Origin of the sequence: Frigoribacterium sp. CFBP 13605 (assembly GCF_014839405.1) — a bacterium.
Taxonomy (GTDB): Bacteria; Actinomycetota; Actinomycetes; order Actinomycetales; family Microbacteriaceae; genus Frigoribacterium.
In genome coordinates this window covers 32,960-50,284 of the sequence record NZ_JACYNS010000012.1, presented here as the reverse complement: position 1 = coordinate 50,284, position 17,325 = coordinate 32,960, and the positions used below count along the sequence as shown (strand labels likewise).

Here is a 17,325-nt window from a genome sequence, read left to right as displayed (position 1 = left end):
CGCGGCGAGCAGTCCGGCAACGGGCCCCAGTCCGGCGGTCAGAACGACGAGGGCGGCCGACAGGGCCGTGGCCGTCAGAGGGACCGCAAGCGCGGTCGTGGGGCGCAGAACGACGACGTCGAGCCCGAGATCGGCGAGGACGACGTCCTCATCCCCGTCGCGGGCATCCTCGACGTGCTCGAGAACTACGCCTTCGTGCGCACCACGGGCTACCTGCCCGGTGCCAGCGACGTCTACGTCTCGCTCGGTCAGGTCAAGAAGTACCACCTGCGCAAGGGCGACGCGGTCGTCGGCGCCATCCGTCAGCCCCGCGAGGGCGACCAGGGCCAGGGGCGCCAGAAGTACAACGCGATCGTCAGGATCGACTCGATCAACGGTCAGCCCGTCGACGAGGCCGCCAAGCGCGTCGAGTTCAGCAAGCTGACCCCGCTCTACCCGCAGGAGCGCCTCCGTCTCGAGACCGAGCCCCAGAAGCTCTCGACCCGCATCATCGACCTCGTGTCGCCGATCGGCAAGGGGCAGCGTGGTCTGATCGTCTCGCCGCCGAAGGCGGGCAAGACGCTCGTGCTGCAGTCGATCGCCAACGCCATCGCGATCAACAACCCCGAGGTCCACCTCATGGTCGTGCTCGTCGACGAGCGCCCCGAAGAGGTCACCGACATGCAGCGGACGGTCAAGGGCGAGGTCATCGCCTCGACGTTCGACCGTCCGGCGGAGGACCACACCACCGTCGCCGAGCTGGCCATCGAGCGCGCCAAGCGCCTCGTCGAGCTGGGCCACGACGTCGTCGTGCTGCTCGACTCGATCACGCGTCTCGGCCGTGCGTACAACCTGGCCGCACCCGCGTCGGGCCGCATCCTCTCGGGTGGCGTCGACTCGTCGGCCCTGTACCCGCCCAAGCGCTTCTTCGGTGCCGCGCGCAACATCGAGAACGGTGGCTCGCTCACCATCCTCGCGACCGCACTCGTCGAGACCGGTTCGAAGATGGACGAGGTCATCTTCGAGGAGTTCAAGGGCACCGGCAACATGGAGCTCCGCCTGTCGCGCCACCTGGCCGACAAGCGCATCTTCCCCGCGGTCGACGTCAACGCCTCGGGCACGCGACGTGAAGAGATGCTGCTCAGCCCCGACGAGGTCAAGATCACCTGGCGTCTGCGCCGCGCCCTGGCCGGGCTCGACCAGCAGCAGGCCCTCGAGATCGTCCTGCGCAACCTGCGCGAGACGCAGTCGAACGTCGAGTTCCTCGTCCAGGTCCAGAAGTCGGTCCCCGCGTCGAACGGACACGACTCCGGCCACAAGGAGCACTGAGCGTGTTCGAGTCGGTGGCCGTGCTGCTGGCCGAGCACGACGACCTGCAGACGCAGCTCAGCGATCCGGCGGTCCACGCCGACGCCGCACGCGCCAAGAAGATCAACCGCCGCTACGCCGAGCTCAGCCGCATCGTGGCTGCTCACTCGACGTGGCAGCAGGCGGCTGAAGACCTCGAGGCCGCGCGCGAACTCGCGAAGGAGGACGAGGCGTTCGCCGACGAGGTGCCCGTCCTCGAGCAGGCGCTCGACGAGTCCCAGGAGCGCTTGCGGCGCCTCCTGATCCCGCGCGACCCGGACGACGGGCGCGACGTCATCATGGAGATCAAGGGCGGCGAGGGCGGGGCCGAGAGCGCCCTGTTCGCGGCCGACCTGCTGCGCATGTACCTGCACTACGCCGAGTCGAAGGGCTGGAAGTCCGAGATGATCGCGAGCGACGACTCCGACCTCGGTGGCTACAAGAACGTGCAGGTCGCGCTCAAGTCGAACGCGTCCGACCCCTCGCAGGGCGTCTGGGCGCACCTCAAGTACGAGGGTGGCGTCCACCGCGTGCAGCGGGTGCCGGCGACCGAGTCGCAGGGCCGCATCCACACCTCGACCACGGGCGTGCTCGTGTTCCCCGAGGTCGACGAGCCCGAAGAGGTCGACATCAACCAGAACGACCTCAAGATCGACGTCTACCGGTCGAGCGGCCCCGGCGGCCAGTCGGTCAACACGACCGACTCCGCCGTCCGCATCACCCACCTGCCCACGGGCATCGTGGTCGCGATGCAGAACGAGAAGAGCCAGCTGCAGAACCGCGAGGCGGGCATGCGCGTCCTGCGGGCCCGCATCCTGGCCCGTCAGCAAGAAGAGCAGGCGGCCATCGCGTCGGACGCCCGCAAGAGCCAGATCCGGGGCATGGACCGGTCGGAACGCATCCGCACCTACAACTTCCCCGAGAACCGCATCGCCGACCACCGCACCGGCTACAAGGCGTACAACCTCGACGCCGTCATGGACGGTGCGCTCGACGCGGTCGTCGAGTCGTGCATCCAGGCCGACGAAGAGGCACGTCTCGCCGAGATCGGTGACACCGCGTCGTGACCGATGCGATCGCCACGGCCTTCGACGGCGTGACGACGGTCGACGTGGCCCTCCGGGTCGCGTCGACCGTCCTCGTCGACGCCGGGGTACCGTCGCCCGACGTCGACGCCGAACTCCTGCTCGGCCACGTCACGGGCCTGACCAGGGGAGCCGTGCGGGCGAGGGCCGTCACGGCCGCGTCGTTGACACCGGACGAGCAGGAGGCGCTGGTCGCCGCGATCACGCGCCGCGCCTCCCGCGAGCCCCTGCAGCACATCACGGGGCGGGCGTCGTTCCGCCACCTCGAGTTGCGCGTGGGGCCGGGTGTCTTCGTCCCGCGACCCGAGACCGAAGGCGTCGCCCAGTTGGCGATCGACGCCCTGCGCTCCAGGGCGGACGCGTCACCCGTCGCCGTCGACCTCGGGACCGGGAGCGGCGCCCTGGCCCTGGCGATGGCCTCCGAGGTGCCGACGGCCACGGTCGTCGCCGTCGAGCTGTCTCCCGAGGCGGCCGTCTGGACCCGTCGCAACATCGACGCGGTGGGGGTCGACAACGTGCGCCTCGTCGAGGGCGACCTCGCCGACGCCCTGCCCGAACTCGACGGCACGGTCTCGGTCGTGGTGTCGAACCCGCCGTACGTGCCCGTCGGCATGGTCCCGCGCGACCCCGAGGTGAGACTCCACGATCCTGCGCTCGCCCTCTACGGCGGTGAGGACGGCCTCGACCTGGTCCGCGCACTGTCCCTCACGGCCCGGCGGCTGCTGCGCCCGGGCGGAGCGCTCGTCATCGAGCACGGCGAGCTCCAAGGAGGCGCCATCCGCGACCTCCTGACGGCCGACGGTTGGCGCTCCCCGGCCACGCATCCCGACCTCACCGGCCGCGACCGGGCCACGACGGCGGTGCGCTGACCGGGTTCTCCCGGTCCGTCGCACTATCATCGTCAGGTCATGGCCACTTTTCACGACTGCTCCGTCGACTCCGAACTCCTCGCCGGCATGCGCATGGCGCGCGGTGCCGTCGGTCGAGGCGAGCTCGTCGTCCTGCCGACCGACACGGTGTACGGCGTCGCGGCCGACGCGTTCGACCCGACCGCCGTCCAGCGCCTGCTCGACGCCAAGGGTCGTGGTCGCCAGTCCCCGCCTCCGGTGCTGATCAAGGGTCAAGAGACCCTCGCCGCTCTCACCGACCGGGTGCCCGAGGTCGTCCGTCCGTTGCTTGACGAGTTCTGGCCCGGCCCGCTCACGGTCATCTTCCGTGCCCAGGCGTCGCTCAGCTGGGATCTCGGCGAGACGCGCGGCACCGTCGCCCTGCGCGTGCCGAGCCACCGCATCGCCCTCGAGCTGCTCGAAGAGACCGGCCCGCTCGCGGTGTCGAGCGCCAACCTCACGGGCCAGCCCGCGGCCGAGACGGCAGGCGACGCCCGCCGCATGCTCGGCGACTCCGTGTCGGTGTACCTCGACGACGGCCCCGCGGGTGCCACGTACGAACACCGGGCCGGCGCCAACACGGGGTCGACGATCGTCGACGCGACGGGCGGTGCCGACGGGGTGTTGCGCATCGTGCGCCACGGCGTCCTGTCCGACGCCGAGATCATCCGCGTCGTCGGGGTCGACGCCCTCGCGTGAGGTACTACCTCCTCGCGCTGGCGATCTCGGCGGGGGTCAGCTTCGTGTTGTCCGTCGTCGTCTGGCGGGTGGGCCTCAAGTACCGCCTCTATCCCCAGATCCGCGAGCGGGACGTCCACCAGACGCCCACGCCGCGTCTCGGGGGAATCGCGATGTGGGCCGGCATCGTGGTCGCGCTGCTCGCGGCGTGGTTCGTCTTCCCCTTGATCTCGGGTGTCGACTACTTCCGTCTCGTCTTCGCCGACGCGGGGCCTCCTCTTGCCATCATCGGCGCCGCCACGATCATCGTCGTCATCGGAGTCGTCGACGACCTGTACGACCTCGACTGGATGACCAAGCTGGCGGGCCAGATCGTCGCCGCGGGAGTCCTCGCGTGGCAGGGCGTCCAACTCGTCTCGTTGCCCATCGGGGGCAGCCTGGCCATCGGCTCGCCCTACATGTCGCTCGTCCTCACGGTCCTCACGATCGTCCTCGTCATGAACGCCGTGAACTTCATCGACGGACTCGACGGTCTCGTGGCCGGGGTCGCGATCATCGCGAACGGCGTCTTCTTCGTCTACAGCTTCGTGATCTCGATCACCATCGGCCAGACCGAATACTTCAACCTCGCCGCCCTCCTCTCCGCCGTGTTGATCGGGGCCTGCCTCGGCTTCCTCCCGCTGAACTGGCACCCGGCGAAGCTCTTCATGGGCGACGCGGGTGCGCTCCTCACCGGACTCGTCATGGCGACGAGTGCGATCTCGGTCACCGGGCAGATCGACCCGGCCGGGATCTCCCGGACGGCACTCCTGCCGGCGTTCATCCCGATCGTCCTGCCCTTCGCGATCCTCGTCGTGCCGTTGCTCGACTTCGGCCTGGCCGTCCTCCGCCGACTCAGTGCCGGGAAGTCCCCCTTCACCGCCGACCGCAAGCACCTGCACCACCGCCTGCTCGACATGGGACACTCGCACTTCCAGGCCGTCCTGATCTTCTACGCCTGGACGATCGTGGCGGCCGTCGGGGGCCTGATGTTCCTCTTCGTGAAGCCGACCTACCTGGTCGCCGTCTTCCTCGGCGTCGGCCTGGTCGCCTGCACCGCCGCCACGTTGTCTCCCCTCAGCCGTCGCAAGAAGGTCGAGATCGCCGTCCAGACGACCCGCACGGGTGACCTGTCGACGACGGAGTCCGACCGGTTCGACCCACTCGACGCCGCCGCGGACGTCCTCGACCCGCACGACACCGACACCGCGGCCAAGGCCGAGGTGCCCGAACTGACGAACCCGAAGGACCACCCATGAACGCCAGCTCGATCTTCACCCAGATCCTCAAGTACACGGGCGCACTCGCCCTCGTCATCGCCGTGGTCGGAGGAGGGCTCGGCTACCTCTTCGCCGGCACCGACGGCCTGTGGAGCGCCCTCGTGGGGGTGGGGCTCGCGATCCTCTTCGCGGCGATCACGGCCGCGAGCATGCTCGTGGCGATCCGCTTCACCCTCGGTGCGTTCTTCGGCATCGTGATGGGTGCCTGGCTCCTCAAGCTGGTCATCTTCATCGTCTTGCTCGTCCTGCTGCGCGACCAACCGTTCGTGGACGACGTCGTGTTGTTCCTGGCCCTCGTGGTCTCGATCATCGGCACGCTGGCAGTCGACGCCCTCGTGGTCGTCCGGGGGCGCCTGTCGTACGTGAGCGATGCCACGCTTCCCCCTGCTCCGCAGGACTGACGACCATGCGTGCACACGGTGAAAATACCTCGACCGATTCGTGGAAGCAACCATTACCTTGATAGGGTTGACGACGTTCCCCGGCCGCGTCTCCAGCGTGCACGGATGACAAACCCCACCAATCGTCGCGACACTTCAGGGTGCTCGCCCCGACACAGGAGATAGCGCTGATAGCGAACGCTGTGAACCTGCTCTCCGCTGCCGAAGCCGGCCACGGGGACGGGGGATTCCATGCCCCGACTCTTGACGAGTTCTTCCCTCCCGCCATCTTCTTCGAGGGCACCCCCTTCGAGCTGAACCGCATCATGCTGGTCCGCCTCTTCGCGATCGCCGTCATGTTGCTGCTGTTCTGGCTGGCCCTGCGCAAGGGGCGGCTCATCCCGTCCCGCGGGCAGAGCATCGCCGAGCTGGGCCTCGACTTCGTCCGCATCCAGATCGTCGAAGAGATCCTCGGCGAGAAGCTCGGACGCAAATACCTGCCGTTGCTGGCCGCCATGTTCTTCGGCATCTTCGCCATGAACATCACGGGAATCATCCCCGGCCTCAACATCGCAGGCACGTCGGTCATCGCCATGCCCCTGCTGCTGGCGGTCGTGGCCTACATCATGTTCATCTACGCGGGCTTCCGCGAGGCCGGTGGCGCGACGTTCCTGCGCAACGCCCTCTTCCCGCCCGGTGTGCCGTGGGTCATGTACATCCTGCTGACGCCCATCGAGTTCATCAACATCTTCATCGTGCGGCCGATCTCCCTGGCCCTCCGACTCCTGTTGAACATGATGGTCGGCCACCTCTTGCTGGTGCTCTGCTTCGCGGCGACGCACTTCTTCTTCTTCAGCATGAGCGGGGGCTTCATGGCCTTCGGTGCTCTCACCCTCATCGGTGGCTTCGTGATGACCATCGTCGAGATGGCCGTCGCCGTGCTGCAGGCCTACGTCTTCACGCTCCTCGCCTCGGTCTACATCCAACAGGCCGCGGCGAAAGAACACTAAATACAGACGACGCACGTCATCCGACGTGCATCGCCCAACCGGAAGGAAACACAAGTGGACACCACCACGATCCTCGCTGAGATCAACGGCAACATCGCGACCGTCGGCTACGGCCTCGCTGCGATCGGCCCCGGCATCGGTATCGGCATCGTCGCGGGCAAGACCGTCGAGGCCATGGCCCGCCAGCCCGAGCTGGCCGGCCGCCTGCAGGTCACGATGTTCCTCGGCATCGCGTTCACCGAGCTGCTGGGCTTCATCGGCCTCGCCGCCGGCTTCATCTTCTCCTGATCAGTTAGGACGACACACCGATGATCGAGACGATCCTCGCGGCCGAGGGTGGTGCGCCCGAAGGCGCCGCCATCTTCTTCCCCGCTGGTTACGACATCCTCTGGTCCTTGGTCGTCTTCGTGGTCATCGCCGCGTTCTTCGGGCTCTTCGCGATCCCCAAGTTCCGCAGGATCCTCGACGAGCGTGCCGAGCGCATCGAAGGCGGCATCAAGCACGCCGAGGCCGCACAGGCCGAGGCTGCCAAGGCCCTCGACGAATACAAGAAGCAGCTGGCCGACGCTCGTGCCGAGGCCGCTCGCATCCGTGAGGCTGCGCGCGCCGAGGGCAACGAGATCATCGCCGAGCTCAAGCAGCAGGCGCAGGCCGAGGCCGACCGCATCACCGCCTCCGCCCACGCGCAGATCGAGGCCGAGCGCCAGGCCGCCGTGGCCTCGCTCCGGTCCGAAGTCGGATCGCTGGCCATCGACCTCGCCTCCGGCGTCATCGGTGAGTCGCTGAGCGACGACGCGAAGGCGTCGGCCGTGGTCGACCGCTTCCTGGCCGACCTCGAGGCGGACGAGAACGCTAAGGCGGGCAACTGACGATGGGTTCCATGTCCCGAGAAGCACTCGGTTCGGCGCGGTCGGTCTTGTCCGACCTCGGCGGGTCGGTCGACCTGACGACCGGCGAGCAATTGCTCGACGCCGGTCGGGTCATCGGCGGCTCCGTTCAGCTGCAGTCGTACCTCGCCGACCCCGCTGTCGACGTGGCGACGAAGAAGCAGCTGCTCGACCGGCTCTTCGGGTCGTTCTCCGAGTCGACGCGAGCGGTGCTCGTATCGGTCGTCGGCAGCCGCTGGTCGTCGTCCGACGATCTGCTCGCCGGCATCGAAGAGGTCGCCTTCCGAGCGATCGCGACGACCACGCCGGCCGACAGCAGCATCGAGAACGAGCTCTTCGCCTTCGATGCCGCCGTCCGCACGGATTCGCAGCTCGAATTGGCCCTCGGCTCCAAGCTGGGCGATCCCGCCGCCAAGGCGGACCTCGTCGAGCGCCTGCTCGGAGGGAAGGCCAGTCGTCAGACGGTCGCCATCGTGATGCACCTGGTGCAGCAGCCCCGTGGCCGTCGGATCGGTGAGCTCCTCCGTCACGCAGCCGACATCGTCGCCGACCAGTCCGATCAGCTCGTCGCCACCGTCACGAGCGCCGTCCACCTCGACGACGCCCACGTCACTCGGTTGCAGCACGGTTTGGCCAGGCAGTTCGGGCGTAGCCTGCGCATCAACCAGGTCATCGATCCCGCCGTCGTCGGCGGCCTCCGCGTCCAGGTGGGCGACGAGGTCATCGACGGCACCGTTGCGACGAAGCTCAGCCTGCTCCGCCTGCAGCTCGCCGGCTAGTCACGCTCTCACACACAGACTCGAGGCCTCCCGAAGCCTCGCTACGAATAGGAATCACAATGGCAGACATCAAGATCAGCCCGGATGAGATTCGCGACGCGCTGAAGGATTTCGTCTCGTCGTACGACCCTTCGAAGGCCTCCACCACCGAGGTCGGCCACGTCACGGACGCAGCCGATGGCATCGCCCACGTCCAGGGGCTCCCCGGCGTCATGGCCAACGAGCTCATCCGCTTCGCGGACGGCACGCAGGGTCTCGCTCAGAACCTCGACGAAGACGAGATCGGCGCCATCGTCCTCGGCGAGTTCTCCGGCATCGAAGAGGGCATGGAGGTCACCCGCACGGGTGAGGTCCTCTCCGTCCCCGTCGGCGACGGCTACCTGGGTCGCGTCGTCGACCCGCTGGGCGCACCCATCGACGGTCTCGGCGACATCGCCACCGAGGGTCGTCGGGCCCTCGAACTCCAGGCCCCCGGTGTCATGCAGCGCAAGTCGGTCCACGAGCCCATGCAGACCGGCATCAAGGCGATCGACGCCATGATCCCCGTCGGTCGAGGGCAGCGCCAGCTCATCATCGGCGACCGCCAGACCGGCAAGACGGCCATCGCGATCGACACGATCATCAACCAGAAGGCCAACTGGGAGTCCGGCGACGAGAACAAGCAGGTCCGCTGCATCTACGTCGCCATCGGCCAGAAGGGCTCCACGATCGCCTCGGTCAAGGGTGCCCTCGAAGAGGCCGGAGCCATGGAGTACACGACGATCGTCGCCGCTCCCGCCTCGGACCCCGCCGGCTTCAAGTACCTCGCTCCGTACACCGGGTCTGCCATCGGTCAGCACTGGATGTACAGCGGCAAGCACGTCCTCATCATCTTCGACGACCTGTCGAAGCAGGCCGAGGCCTACCGTGCCGTCTCGCTCCTCCTTCGTCGTCCGCCGGGACGCGAGGCCTACCCGGGTGACGTCTTCTACCTGCACTCGCGTCTGCTCGAGCGTTGCGCGAAGCTGTCCGACGAGCTGGGCGCCGGCTCCATGACGGGTCTGCCCATCATCGAGACCAAGGCCAACGACGTCTCGGCGTACATCCCGACCAACGTGATCTCCATCACCGACGGCCAGATCTTCCTGCAGTCCGACCTCTTCAACGCGAACCAGCGTCCCGCGGTCGACGTCGGCATCTCGGTGTCGCGCGTCGGCGGTGACGCCCAGGTCAAGTCGATCAAGAAGGTCTCCGGCACGCTCAAGCTCGAACTGGCCCAGTACCGCTCGCTCGAAGCTTTCGCGATGTTCGCGTCCGACCTCGACGCGGCGAGCCGTCGTCAGCTCGCACGTGGTGCACGTCTCACCGAGCTCCTCAAGCAGCCGCAGTACTCGCCCTACCCGGTCGAGGACCAGGTCGTCTCGATCTGGGCCGGCACCAACGGCAAGCTCGACGAGGTCCCCGTGCCCGACATCCTGCGTTTCGAGCGCGAGTTGCTCGACTACATGGGTCGGAACACGTCGGTGTTGTCCGATCTCAGGGAGAAGAACGTGCTGTCGGACGACATCGTCGCGGCTCTCGAGAGCGGCATCGACTCGTTCAAGCAAGAATTCCAGACCGGTGAGGGCAAGCCTCTCGCTTCGGTGGGACGTGAAGAGTTCGAGGCCACCGACGCCGACGACGTCAACCAGGAGAAGATCGTCAAGACGAAGCGCTGACGCGCCCGTTCGACGTTCACGACTGACGAGACAACAGGAGAGTAATGGGAGCCCAACTCCGGGTCTACCGGCAGAGGATCCGCTCTGCGCAGACGACCAAGAAGGTCACTCGCGCGATGGAGCTCATCTCGGCCTCGCGCATCCAGAAGGCGCAGGCCCGGATGAAAGCCTCCGGGCCGTACTCGCGAGCCATCACCCGCGCGGTGTCGGCCGTGGCGACGTTCTCGGACGTCGACCACGTGCTGACCACCGAGCCCGAGACGGTCGAGCGTGCCGCGATCGTCGTGTTCACGTCGGACCGCGGCCTCAACGGTGCATTCAGCTCGAACACGCTGAAAGAGAGCGAGCAGCTCGCGCAGCTGCTGCGGAGTCAGGGCAAAGAGGTCGTCTACTACCTCGTGGGTCGCAAGGCCCAGGGGTACTTCGCCTTCCGTCGTCGTGACGCCGAGCAGGTGTGGACGGGCAACACGGACCAGCCCGAGTTCGTCACGGCGAAAGAGATCGGCGACGCGGTCGTCTCCAAGTTCCTCACCGAGGCGGCCGAGGGTGGCGTGGACGAGATCCACATCGTCTACAACCGTTTCGTGAACATGGTCAGCCAGGTTCCCGAGGTCGTCCGTCTGCTTCCCCTCGAGGTCGTCGAGGGCATCGAAGAGCCCGGAGAGGACGAGGTCCTGCCGCTGTACGACTTCGAACCCGATCCGACCGAGGTCCTCGACGCCCTGTTGCCGGTCTACATCGAGAGCCGCATCTTCAACGCCATGCTGCAGTCGGCCGCCTCCGAGCACGCCGCCCGTCAGAAGGCCATGAAGGCTGCCAGCGACAACGCCGACACCCTCATCCGCGACTTCACCCGTCTGGCCAACAACGCGCGTCAGGCCGAGATCACGCAGCAGATCTCCGAGATCGTGGGCGGCGCAGACGCCCTCGGGTCGGCCAAGTAGAGCTCTGCACCACAGCATCATCATCCGAAGAGAGAGAAGCCATGACTGACACCGCAACCGCACCGGTCGCGACCGAGTCGGCTCCCGGCGTCGGGCGCATCGCCCGGGTCACGGGCCCCGTCGTCGACATCGAGTTCCCGCACGATGCCATCCCCGGCGTCTACAACGCGCTGACCACGAAGATCACCATCGGTGACACGACCACGCAGATCACGCTCGAGGTCGCCCAGCACCTCGGTGACGACCTCGTCCGTGCCATCGCCCTCAAGCCCACCGACGGCATCGTCCGTGGGCAAGAGGTCATCGACACCGGCGCGCCCATCTCCGTGCCCGTCGGCGACGTCACCAAGGGCAAGGTCTTCAGCGTCACGGGCGAGATCCTCAACCTCGAGGGTGACGAGACGGTCGAGATCACCGAGCGCTGGCCCATCCACCGCAAGCCCCCTAAGTTCGACCAGCTCGAGTCCAAGACCCAGCTGTTCGAGACGGGCATCAAGTCCATCGACCTCCTCACGCCTTACGTGCAGGGCGGCAAGATCGGTCTCTTCGGTGGTGCGGGTGTCGGCAAGACCGTCCTCATCCAGGAGATGATCCAGCGTGTCGCGCAGGACCACGGTGGTGTGTCGGTCTTCGCCGGCGTCGGTGAGCGTACCCGCGAGGGCAACGACCTCATCGCCGAGATGGACGAAGCGGGCGTGTTCGACAAGACCGCGTTGGTCTTCGGCCAGATGGACGAGCCGCCGGGAACCCGTCTCCGCGTCGCGCTGTCGGCCCTCACGATGGCCGAGTACTTCCGCGACGTGCAGAAGCAGGACGTGCTCCTCTTCATCGACAACATCTTCCGCTTCACGCAGGCCGGTTCCGAGGTCTCGACCCTTCTGGGTCGCATGCCCTCGGCCGTGGGTTACCAGCCCAACCTGGCCGACGAGATGGGCGTCCTCCAAGAGCGCATCACCTCGACGCGCGGTCACTCGATCACCTCGCTGCAGGCGATCTACGTGCCGGCCGACGACTACACCGACCCGGCTCCCGCGACGACGTTCGCGCACCTCGACGCGACCACCGAGTTGTCGCGTGAGATCGCGTCGCAGGGTCTCTACCCCGCGATCGACCCGCTGACCTCGACCAGCCGCATCCTCGACCCGCGTTACCTGGGCCAGGCGCACTACGACACGGCGATCCGGGTCAAGGCCATCCTGCAGAAGAACAAGGAGCTGCAAGAGATCATCGCCATCCTCGGTGTCGACGAGCTCTCCGAAGAGGACAAGATCACGGTGTCGCGTGCGCGCCGCATCCAGCAGTTCCTCTCGCAGAACACCTACATGGCCAAGAAGTTCACGGGTGTCGAGGGCTCGACCGTCCCGCTGAAGGACACCATCGAGTCCTTCACGGCGATCGCCGACGGCGAATTCGACCACGTGGCCACGCAGGCATTCTTCAACGTCGGCTCCATCTCGGACGTCGAAGAGAAGTGGGCTCAGATCCAGAAGGAGAACGGCTGATCGTGGCTGCTCTCACTGTCAGCGTCGTCTCGGCCGACCACGAAGTGTGGTCGGGCGAGGCGTCGTCGATCGTCGCTCGCACCGCCGAGGGTGAGATCGGGATCCTTCCCGGTCACGAGCCGATCCTCGCCATCCTGGCCTCGGGTCAGGTCAGGGTCCGGTTGTCCGACGGCACCACCGTCGAGGCGACTGCCGACGACGGTTTCCTGTCCGTCGAGAACGACACCGTGACGGTCGTCGCGCGCAACGCACAGCTCAACTGAGCTCCGCCCGTCTGCACCACCGAACGACATGCTTTTCCTGCTGCCCCCGTCCGAGACCAAACTCGACGGGGGCAGCGTCGGTTCGCGGCTCGATGTGACGGCACTGTCGTTCGACGAGCTCGACGGCCCTCGCCGCGCCTCCTTGGCCTTGCTCGACGAGATGTCGGCCGACGTCGCGGCGGCCGCCGCTGCCCTCAAACTCGGTCCCACGCAGGCTCACGAGGTCGAGCGCAACCGGCTCGTGACCGTGTCGCCCACGATGCCCGCTCTGTCGCGCTACACGGGGGTCCTCTTCGACCCTCTCGGTGTGGCAGGCATGAGTGCCGACGCGTGGACGTGGGCTCACCGGCACGTACTCGTGCATTCGGCCCTGTTCGGCTTGCTCAGGGCTGGTGACGAGATCCCCGCGTACCGGCTCTCGCACGACTCGAGGGTTCCCCGGACGTCGTTGAAGAAACTCTGGCGAGGGCCCGTGTCCTCGGTCCTGGCAGGCGTCGGCGACCTCGTCGTCGACCTGCGATCCGAGGGGTACGTCGCTCTGGGGCCGGCTGGGACGCCGTCGACGTACGTCCGTGTCGTCTCGGACGCGGGCGACCGACGCCGAGCCCTCAACCACTTCAACAAGAAGAGCAAGGGGTTGCTCGTTCGCGCCCTCCTGGCCGATCGTCCGGACCTGGCCGACATCGGCGACCTGACGGAGTGGGCCCGCGGTCGAGGTTTCGTGCTCGAACCCGGAGACGAGAGCGTGCTCGTGGCCGAGTCGGTCCTGCAGGCGTCCGTCTGATCGCCGGGCGGGCGGCGACGCTTCGGCTCTGTCTCAGTCCAGGGGCACGGGACCCTCTCGGAACGCGATGCCCTCGTGGCGGAGGAGCCACTTCTTCGTCTCGACCCCTGTGCCCACGGTGTAGCCGGTGACGCCGCCCGTCCGGCCCAGGACGCGGTGGCACGGGACGAGCAGGGGGAGCGGATTCACCGCCACCGCTCCACCGACGGCTCGCCCGGCCCGAGGATTGCCGAAGGTCCCGCCGAGTCGTCCATAGGTCGTGGCCCGTCCCCACTCGACCTCGAGCAGCGCAGACCAGACCGAGCGCTGGAAGCTCGAACCGACCAGGCGGAGCGGAAGATCGAAGCGCGTGCGCACTCCTTCGAAGTAGCCATCGACCTGACGTCGGGCTGCATCGAGCAGGTTGTCGGGCCGCTCGGGTTGACCGTCGTGAGGCAGGACGCCCTCACGCTCGATCGCGAGGCCCTCGACGGCGAAGTGGCGACCGACGATCTCGATGCGTCCCACGGGGGAGTCGAGTCGGACGAGCCCCGGTGGTTCGTCGTCGTCGGCACGGCCGGGTGGCAGCGGGGGTACGAGGACGAGGTCGGTCATGGCGTCACGCTAGGGCGGCCGCCCGGTCGGGACGCCGGAGAACGGGCCGGGTGTGCACCGGCGGCTGCCGCACCCGGCGTGGGGAGGAGACGTGCGGTGATGCAGCCTGGGCGCCGGTGTGGACGCGGCACCCGAACGGACCGGTCACCGGGCGCTAGCGTGGAGGTCGTGGTCGCCGACCCGCGTCAGAGCCCCCGGTGAGAGGAACGAGATGCCCACCGAACAGTCACCAGGATCGTGGCACCGAGTCGGCTCGATCGACGACACGGTCGTCGGTCGCCCTGCCCGCCCCTCGGGCGTCGACGAGACGGACGCGGACGACACGGTGCTCCGCGTCTCTCCACCGGCACGGCCGCCGACGAGCCAGGAGCCGAGCCCGTCGGGCCGACCCACCCCGCGCCTCCACGGGGTGAGGGTCGCCGGGCAGGACCTGTCGCTCGACGTGCCCGTCATCGTGGGGCGTCGCCCGACCGGGCCGCGCGTGGGCTCTGGGCCCCTGCCACGGTTGGTGACCGTGCCGTCTCCGCGACACGAGGTCTCGGGGGCGCACGTCGACGTGCGCCAGCACGGGGGCACCGTCGTCGTCACCGACCTGCGTTCGACGAACGGGACCCGGGTGATCGAGCCCGGACGCGTTCCCGTCGTTCTCCGGCAAGGCGAGTCGCTCGTCGCCCGTGCAGGCACGATAGTGGACGTAGGTGACGGGAACCTTCTCGAGATCCTGCCTCCCCAGCGCATCATCCCGACGAAAGAACCCCTCCTGTGACAGAGCTCGGCCGCCCCACGACCGCCCACGCCCTCGGCCTCGACGGCCCGGGGCTCACCTTCGACTGGGCGGGGGTGACCGACGTGGGTCGTCGCCGAGCGCACAACGAGGACAGCTACCTCGCAGAGGCGCCGCTGTTCGTCGTGGCCGACGGCATGGGAGGGCACAGCGCGGGCGACGTGGCGAGCGACGCGGTCGTGCGCCGCATGAGCGAGATCGCGTCACGCCCGTTCGCCACCACGGACGACGTCGAGACGGCGCTCCGCGTGGCCACGGAGGACATCGCGGTGGCGGCGGCCGACACCGAGCTCGGGGTCGGCACGACGGCCACCGGGGCGTTCCTCTCACGAGAGGGTGAAGGCGCCGAGGTCGACTTCACGGTCTTCAACGTGGGCGACTCCCGCGTGTACATGTTCGAGGACGGCCGTCTCCGCCAGGTGACCGTCGACCATTCCGTCGTCCAGGAGATGGTCGACGCGGGGCTCCTGCACGCGGACGACGCCGAGAAGCACCCCGACAGCAACGTGATCACCCGGGCGGTCGGGTTCGACGTCGACCCGCGTCCGGATTACTGGAGGGTGCCCGCCCGACCCGGCCTGCGCCTCCTCGTCTGCTCGGACGGCCTGACCAAAGAACTGTCCGCCGGGCGGATCGCCGAGCTCCTCGGCGGCGTCGACGGTGCCGAGCCGGCGGCGACGGCCCTCGTCGAGGCCGCCGTCGAGGCGGGTGGACGCGACAACGTCACGGCCGTCGTCGTGGACGTCCGGAGCGCCGAGACGACGGACGCCGAGTAGGCGCGACACGCGGACACGGACGGCCCCGCCCCCGAAATGGGGGGACCGGGTCCGTCCACAGGGGGGCCCACGGGCCTCTCGGGCGTCGGGGACCCCCACGTAGAATGGCTGCGGTCGGACCGACGCCGACCTGTTCCGCCCAGCCGACCCGGCATCGATCCCCAGAGGAGGCGACGTGGCTCGACGACTGCCTTCGGCGCCCCCCGTGCTGCCGGGATTCTCGCATGTGCGCGTGCTCGGGTCGGGCGGCTTCGCCGACGTGTTCCTCTACGAACAGAACATGCCGCGCCGGCAGGTCGCGGTGAAGGTCATGCTCAGCGAGGTCGTGAACGACCAGGTCCGCCAGATGTTCCAGGCCGAGGCGAACCTCATGGCCCAGCTGAGTGCCCACCCGTCGATCCTCACGGTGTTCCAGGCCAGCGTCTCGGCCGACGGCCGTCCGTACCTGGTGATGGAACTCTGTTCGTCGTCGTTGAGCGAGCGGTACCGGCGCGACCGCATCCCCGTCGCCGACGTGCTGCGCATCGGTGTCAAGATCGGCAGCGCGGTCGAGACGGCCCACCGGCAGGGCGTCCTGCACCGCGACCTGAAACCGTCGAACATCCTCATGACGGCCTACGGACACCCCGTGCTGTCCGACTTCGGCATCGCCGCGTCCCTCAGCGAGAGCGAGCCGCAAGAGGTCGTCGGCATGTCGATCCCGTGGTCGGCCCCCGAGGTGCTGCTCGACGAGACCAACGGCACCATCGAGTCCGAGGTGTGGTCCCTCGGGGCGACGGTGTACTCGCTGCTCGCGGGCCGGAGCCCCTTCGAGGTCCTCGGCGGCGACAAGAACGGTGCGTCCGACCTGATCGGTCGAATCGACAAGGCCAAGCTCGTGCCCACCGGACGGACGGACGTCCCTCCCACCCTCGAGCGACTGCTCGCGAGGTCCATGTCGCGGCGCCCCGAGAACCGCCAGGCCAGCGTCCTCGAGTTCGTGCGCGAGCTCCAGCAGGTCGAGAGCGAGATCGGCGTCGCGCAGACCCCCATCGAGGTGGCGGTCGACGACTGGGCCCTGGCGACCGTGGCCGACCTCGAGGACAAGACGCGCCTCCGGGGTGTGACCCCCGTGCAGGCCTCGCGGCGTCGCCGCCGGCGCCGGGCGACCGAGGCCCAGGTCCAGGCGCAGCACGGCGGTTCGCTCCAGCAGAGCCGCGCCGTGCCTCGCAGCACGGGCACACGTCCGACGCGGCGTCGGTCGTTGCTCGTCGTGACGTGGGCCCTCGTCGCGGCGTCGGTGGTGGGGATCGGCCTCGCGGCCGCCGCGACGCTGGTGCTCGTCCGCTCGACGTCGACCGACATCCCCCGGGTGGCCGACGTCGCGTCGTCGAGCGACGGCTCCTCGGTGGTCTTCACCTGGAGCGACCCGGGGCTCCGGGCGGGTGACACCTACGTCATCTCGACCGGGGGGCAGACGAGCCAGCAATCCGCCGACCGGTTCGTCGCCACCCCCGCCGACCCGGGTGACGAGGTCTGCATCACCGTCTCCGTGAGCCGCGGTGGTTCGACCGGCCCGGAGAGCAACGAGAACTGCGCGACGGCGGGTCAGGGCTGATGGGGCGGCTGCTCGACTGGGCCTCCCGTCGTC

At 68.3% G+C, this 17,325-nt stretch carries 19 protein-coding genes; 18 read left to right on the top strand and 1 reads right to left on the bottom strand.

What is annotated here, in order from left to right; genetic code table 11:
- From rho to IFT36_RS05155, 15 genes are all read left to right on the top strand, one after another.
- Positions 1 to 1,308, top strand: a 1,308-nt coding sequence (gene rho / locus IFT36_RS05225; RefSeq protein WP_200412589.1) for a transcription termination factor Rho, incomplete at its 5' end; no start/stop codon positions are given.
- A 2-nt stretch (positions 1,309 to 1,310) separates the two neighbouring features.
- Positions 1,311 to 2,393: a peptide chain release factor 1 gene (gene prfA, locus IFT36_RS05220; RefSeq protein WP_056045910.1), complete on the top strand. Its 1,083-nt coding sequence runs from the start codon at positions 1,311 to 1,313 to the stop codon at positions 2,391 to 2,393.
- Entirely contained in the window at positions 2,390 to 3,280 is an 891-nt protein-coding gene (prmC, locus tag IFT36_RS05215) for a peptide chain release factor N(5)-glutamine methyltransferase (protein WP_370516159.1), read from the top strand. Before prfA ends, prmC begins: the two co-directional genes overlap by 4 nt.
- A gap of 39 nt (positions 3,281 to 3,319) precedes the next feature.
- Entirely contained in the window at positions 3,320 to 3,997 is a 678-nt protein-coding gene (locus IFT36_RS05210) for an L-threonylcarbamoyladenylate synthase (RefSeq protein WP_123570238.1), read from the top strand.
- Positions 3,994 to 5,274 carry an MraY family glycosyltransferase gene (locus tag IFT36_RS05205; RefSeq protein WP_123570237.1) on the top strand — a complete coding sequence of 427 codons (1,281 nt, stop codon included), beginning with the start codon at positions 3,994 to 3,996 and terminating at the stop codon, positions 5,272 to 5,274. Before IFT36_RS05210 ends, IFT36_RS05205 begins: the two co-directional genes overlap by 4 nt.
- Positions 5,271 to 5,696, top strand: a complete 426-nt coding sequence (locus IFT36_RS05200; RefSeq protein WP_123570236.1) for a hypothetical protein — start codon at positions 5,271 to 5,273, stop codon at positions 5,694 to 5,696. Before IFT36_RS05205 ends, IFT36_RS05200 begins: the two co-directional genes overlap by 4 nt.
- A gap of 182 nt (positions 5,697 to 5,878) precedes the next feature.
- A complete protein-coding gene (atpB, locus tag IFT36_RS05195; RefSeq protein WP_043594504.1) occupies positions 5,879 to 6,685 on the top strand; it encodes a F0F1 ATP synthase subunit A in 807 nt (268 codons plus the stop codon).
- A 54-nt stretch (positions 6,686 to 6,739) separates the two neighbouring features.
- Positions 6,740 to 6,973 (top strand): ATP synthase F0 subunit C, encoded by a 234-nt coding sequence (gene atpE, locus IFT36_RS05190; protein ID WP_043594505.1) that lies wholly within the window; start codon positions 6,740 to 6,742, stop codon positions 6,971 to 6,973.
- Between the two features lie 20 nt (positions 6,974 to 6,993).
- Positions 6,994 to 7,554 (top strand): F0F1 ATP synthase subunit B, encoded by a 561-nt coding sequence (locus IFT36_RS05185; RefSeq protein ID WP_056045898.1) that lies wholly within the window; start codon positions 6,994 to 6,996, stop codon positions 7,552 to 7,554.
- 2 nt (positions 7,555 to 7,556) lie between these two features.
- Positions 7,557 to 8,351: a F0F1 ATP synthase subunit delta gene (locus IFT36_RS05180; RefSeq protein WP_056045895.1), complete on the top strand. Its 795-nt coding sequence runs from the start codon at positions 7,557 to 7,559 to the stop codon at positions 8,349 to 8,351.
- A gap of 59 nt (positions 8,352 to 8,410) precedes the next feature.
- The gene (atpA, locus tag IFT36_RS05175) at positions 8,411 to 10,048 is read left to right on the top strand and encodes a F0F1 ATP synthase subunit alpha (protein WP_056045891.1); all 1,638 of its coding nucleotides are present in this window, start codon (positions 8,411 to 8,413) and stop codon (positions 10,046 to 10,048) included.
- A gap of 44 nt (positions 10,049 to 10,092) precedes the next feature.
- Entirely contained in the window at positions 10,093 to 10,992 is a 900-nt protein-coding gene (locus IFT36_RS05170) for a F0F1 ATP synthase subunit gamma (protein WP_056045889.1), read from the top strand.
- Positions 10,993 to 11,033: 41 nt separating this feature from the next.
- Positions 11,034 to 12,494: a F0F1 ATP synthase subunit beta gene (gene atpD, locus IFT36_RS05165; RefSeq protein WP_043594513.1), complete on the top strand. Its 1,461-nt coding sequence runs from the start codon at positions 11,034 to 11,036 to the stop codon at positions 12,492 to 12,494.
- Positions 12,495 to 12,496: 2 nt separating this feature from the next.
- Positions 12,497 to 12,757, top strand: a complete 261-nt coding sequence (locus tag IFT36_RS05160; protein WP_043594515.1) for a F0F1 ATP synthase subunit epsilon — start codon at positions 12,497 to 12,499, stop codon at positions 12,755 to 12,757.
- 28 nt (positions 12,758 to 12,785) lie between these two features.
- Complete coding sequence (locus tag IFT36_RS05155) at positions 12,786 to 13,541, top strand: YaaA family protein (RefSeq protein ID WP_123570233.1); 756 nt, start codon at positions 12,786 to 12,788, stop codon at positions 13,539 to 13,541.
- A 33-nt stretch (positions 13,542 to 13,574) separates the two neighbouring features.
- Here IFT36_RS05155 and IFT36_RS05150 read toward each other — a convergent pair whose 3' ends face one another.
- Complete coding sequence (locus IFT36_RS05150) at positions 13,575 to 14,135, bottom strand: methylated-DNA--[protein]-cysteine S-methyltransferase (RefSeq protein ID WP_123570232.1); 561 nt, start codon at positions 14,133 to 14,135, stop codon at positions 13,575 to 13,577.
- A 211-nt stretch (positions 14,136 to 14,346) separates the two neighbouring features.
- Between IFT36_RS05150 and IFT36_RS17075 the strand changes: the two genes are divergently transcribed.
- The 3 genes from IFT36_RS17075 to IFT36_RS05140 all read left to right on the top strand — a co-directional run bounded on the left by IFT36_RS17075 (position 14,347) and on the right by IFT36_RS05140 (position 17,292).
- Positions 14,347 to 14,901, top strand: coding sequence for an FHA domain-containing protein (locus IFT36_RS17075; protein ID WP_374058383.1), 555 nt, complete (start codon positions 14,347 to 14,349; stop codon positions 14,899 to 14,901).
- Entirely contained in the window at positions 14,898 to 15,695 is a 798-nt protein-coding gene (locus IFT36_RS05145) for a PP2C family protein-serine/threonine phosphatase (protein WP_123570230.1), read from the top strand. The genes IFT36_RS17075 and IFT36_RS05145 overlap by 4 nt, the downstream gene beginning before the upstream one ends.
- 175 nt (positions 15,696 to 15,870) lie before the next feature.
- On the top strand, positions 15,871 to 17,292 hold the full coding sequence (locus IFT36_RS05140) for a serine/threonine-protein kinase (protein ID WP_123570229.1): 1,422 nt from the start codon (positions 15,871 to 15,873) through the stop codon (positions 17,290 to 17,292).
- Positions 17,293 to 17,325: the final 33 nt, after the last annotated feature.

Excerpts from the sequence above, each read along its gene's own strand:
- IFT36_RS05210 (WP_123570238.1), top strand. The coding sequence starts at position 3,320 with ATGGCCACTTTTCACGACTGCTCCGTCGACTCCGAACTCCTCGCCGGC.
- IFT36_RS05200 (WP_123570236.1), top strand. The coding sequence starts at position 5,271 with ATGAACGCCAGCTCGATCTTCACCCAGATCCTCAAGTACACGGGCGCA.
- IFT36_RS05185 (WP_056045898.1), top strand. The coding sequence starts at position 6,994 with ATGATCGAGACGATCCTCGCGGCCGAGGGTGGTGCGCCCGAAGGCGCC.
- IFT36_RS05180 (WP_056045895.1), top strand. The coding sequence starts at position 7,557 with ATGGGTTCCATGTCCCGAGAAGCACTCGGTTCGGCGCGGTCGGTCTTG.
- atpA (WP_056045891.1), top strand. The coding sequence starts at position 8,411 with ATGGCAGACATCAAGATCAGCCCGGATGAGATTCGCGACGCGCTGAAG.
- IFT36_RS05170 (WP_056045889.1), top strand. The coding sequence starts at position 10,093 with ATGGGAGCCCAACTCCGGGTCTACCGGCAGAGGATCCGCTCTGCGCAG.
- atpD (WP_043594513.1), top strand. The coding sequence starts at position 11,034 with ATGACTGACACCGCAACCGCACCGGTCGCGACCGAGTCGGCTCCCGGC.
- IFT36_RS05155 (WP_123570233.1), top strand. The coding sequence starts at position 12,786 with ATGCTTTTCCTGCTGCCCCCGTCCGAGACCAAACTCGACGGGGGCAGC.
- IFT36_RS05150 (WP_123570232.1), bottom strand. The coding sequence starts at position 14,135 with ATGACCGACCTCGTCCTCGTACCCCCGCTGCCACCCGGCCGTGCCGAC.
- IFT36_RS17075 (WP_374058383.1), top strand. The coding sequence starts at position 14,347 with ATGCCCACCGAACAGTCACCAGGATCGTGGCACCGAGTCGGCTCGATC.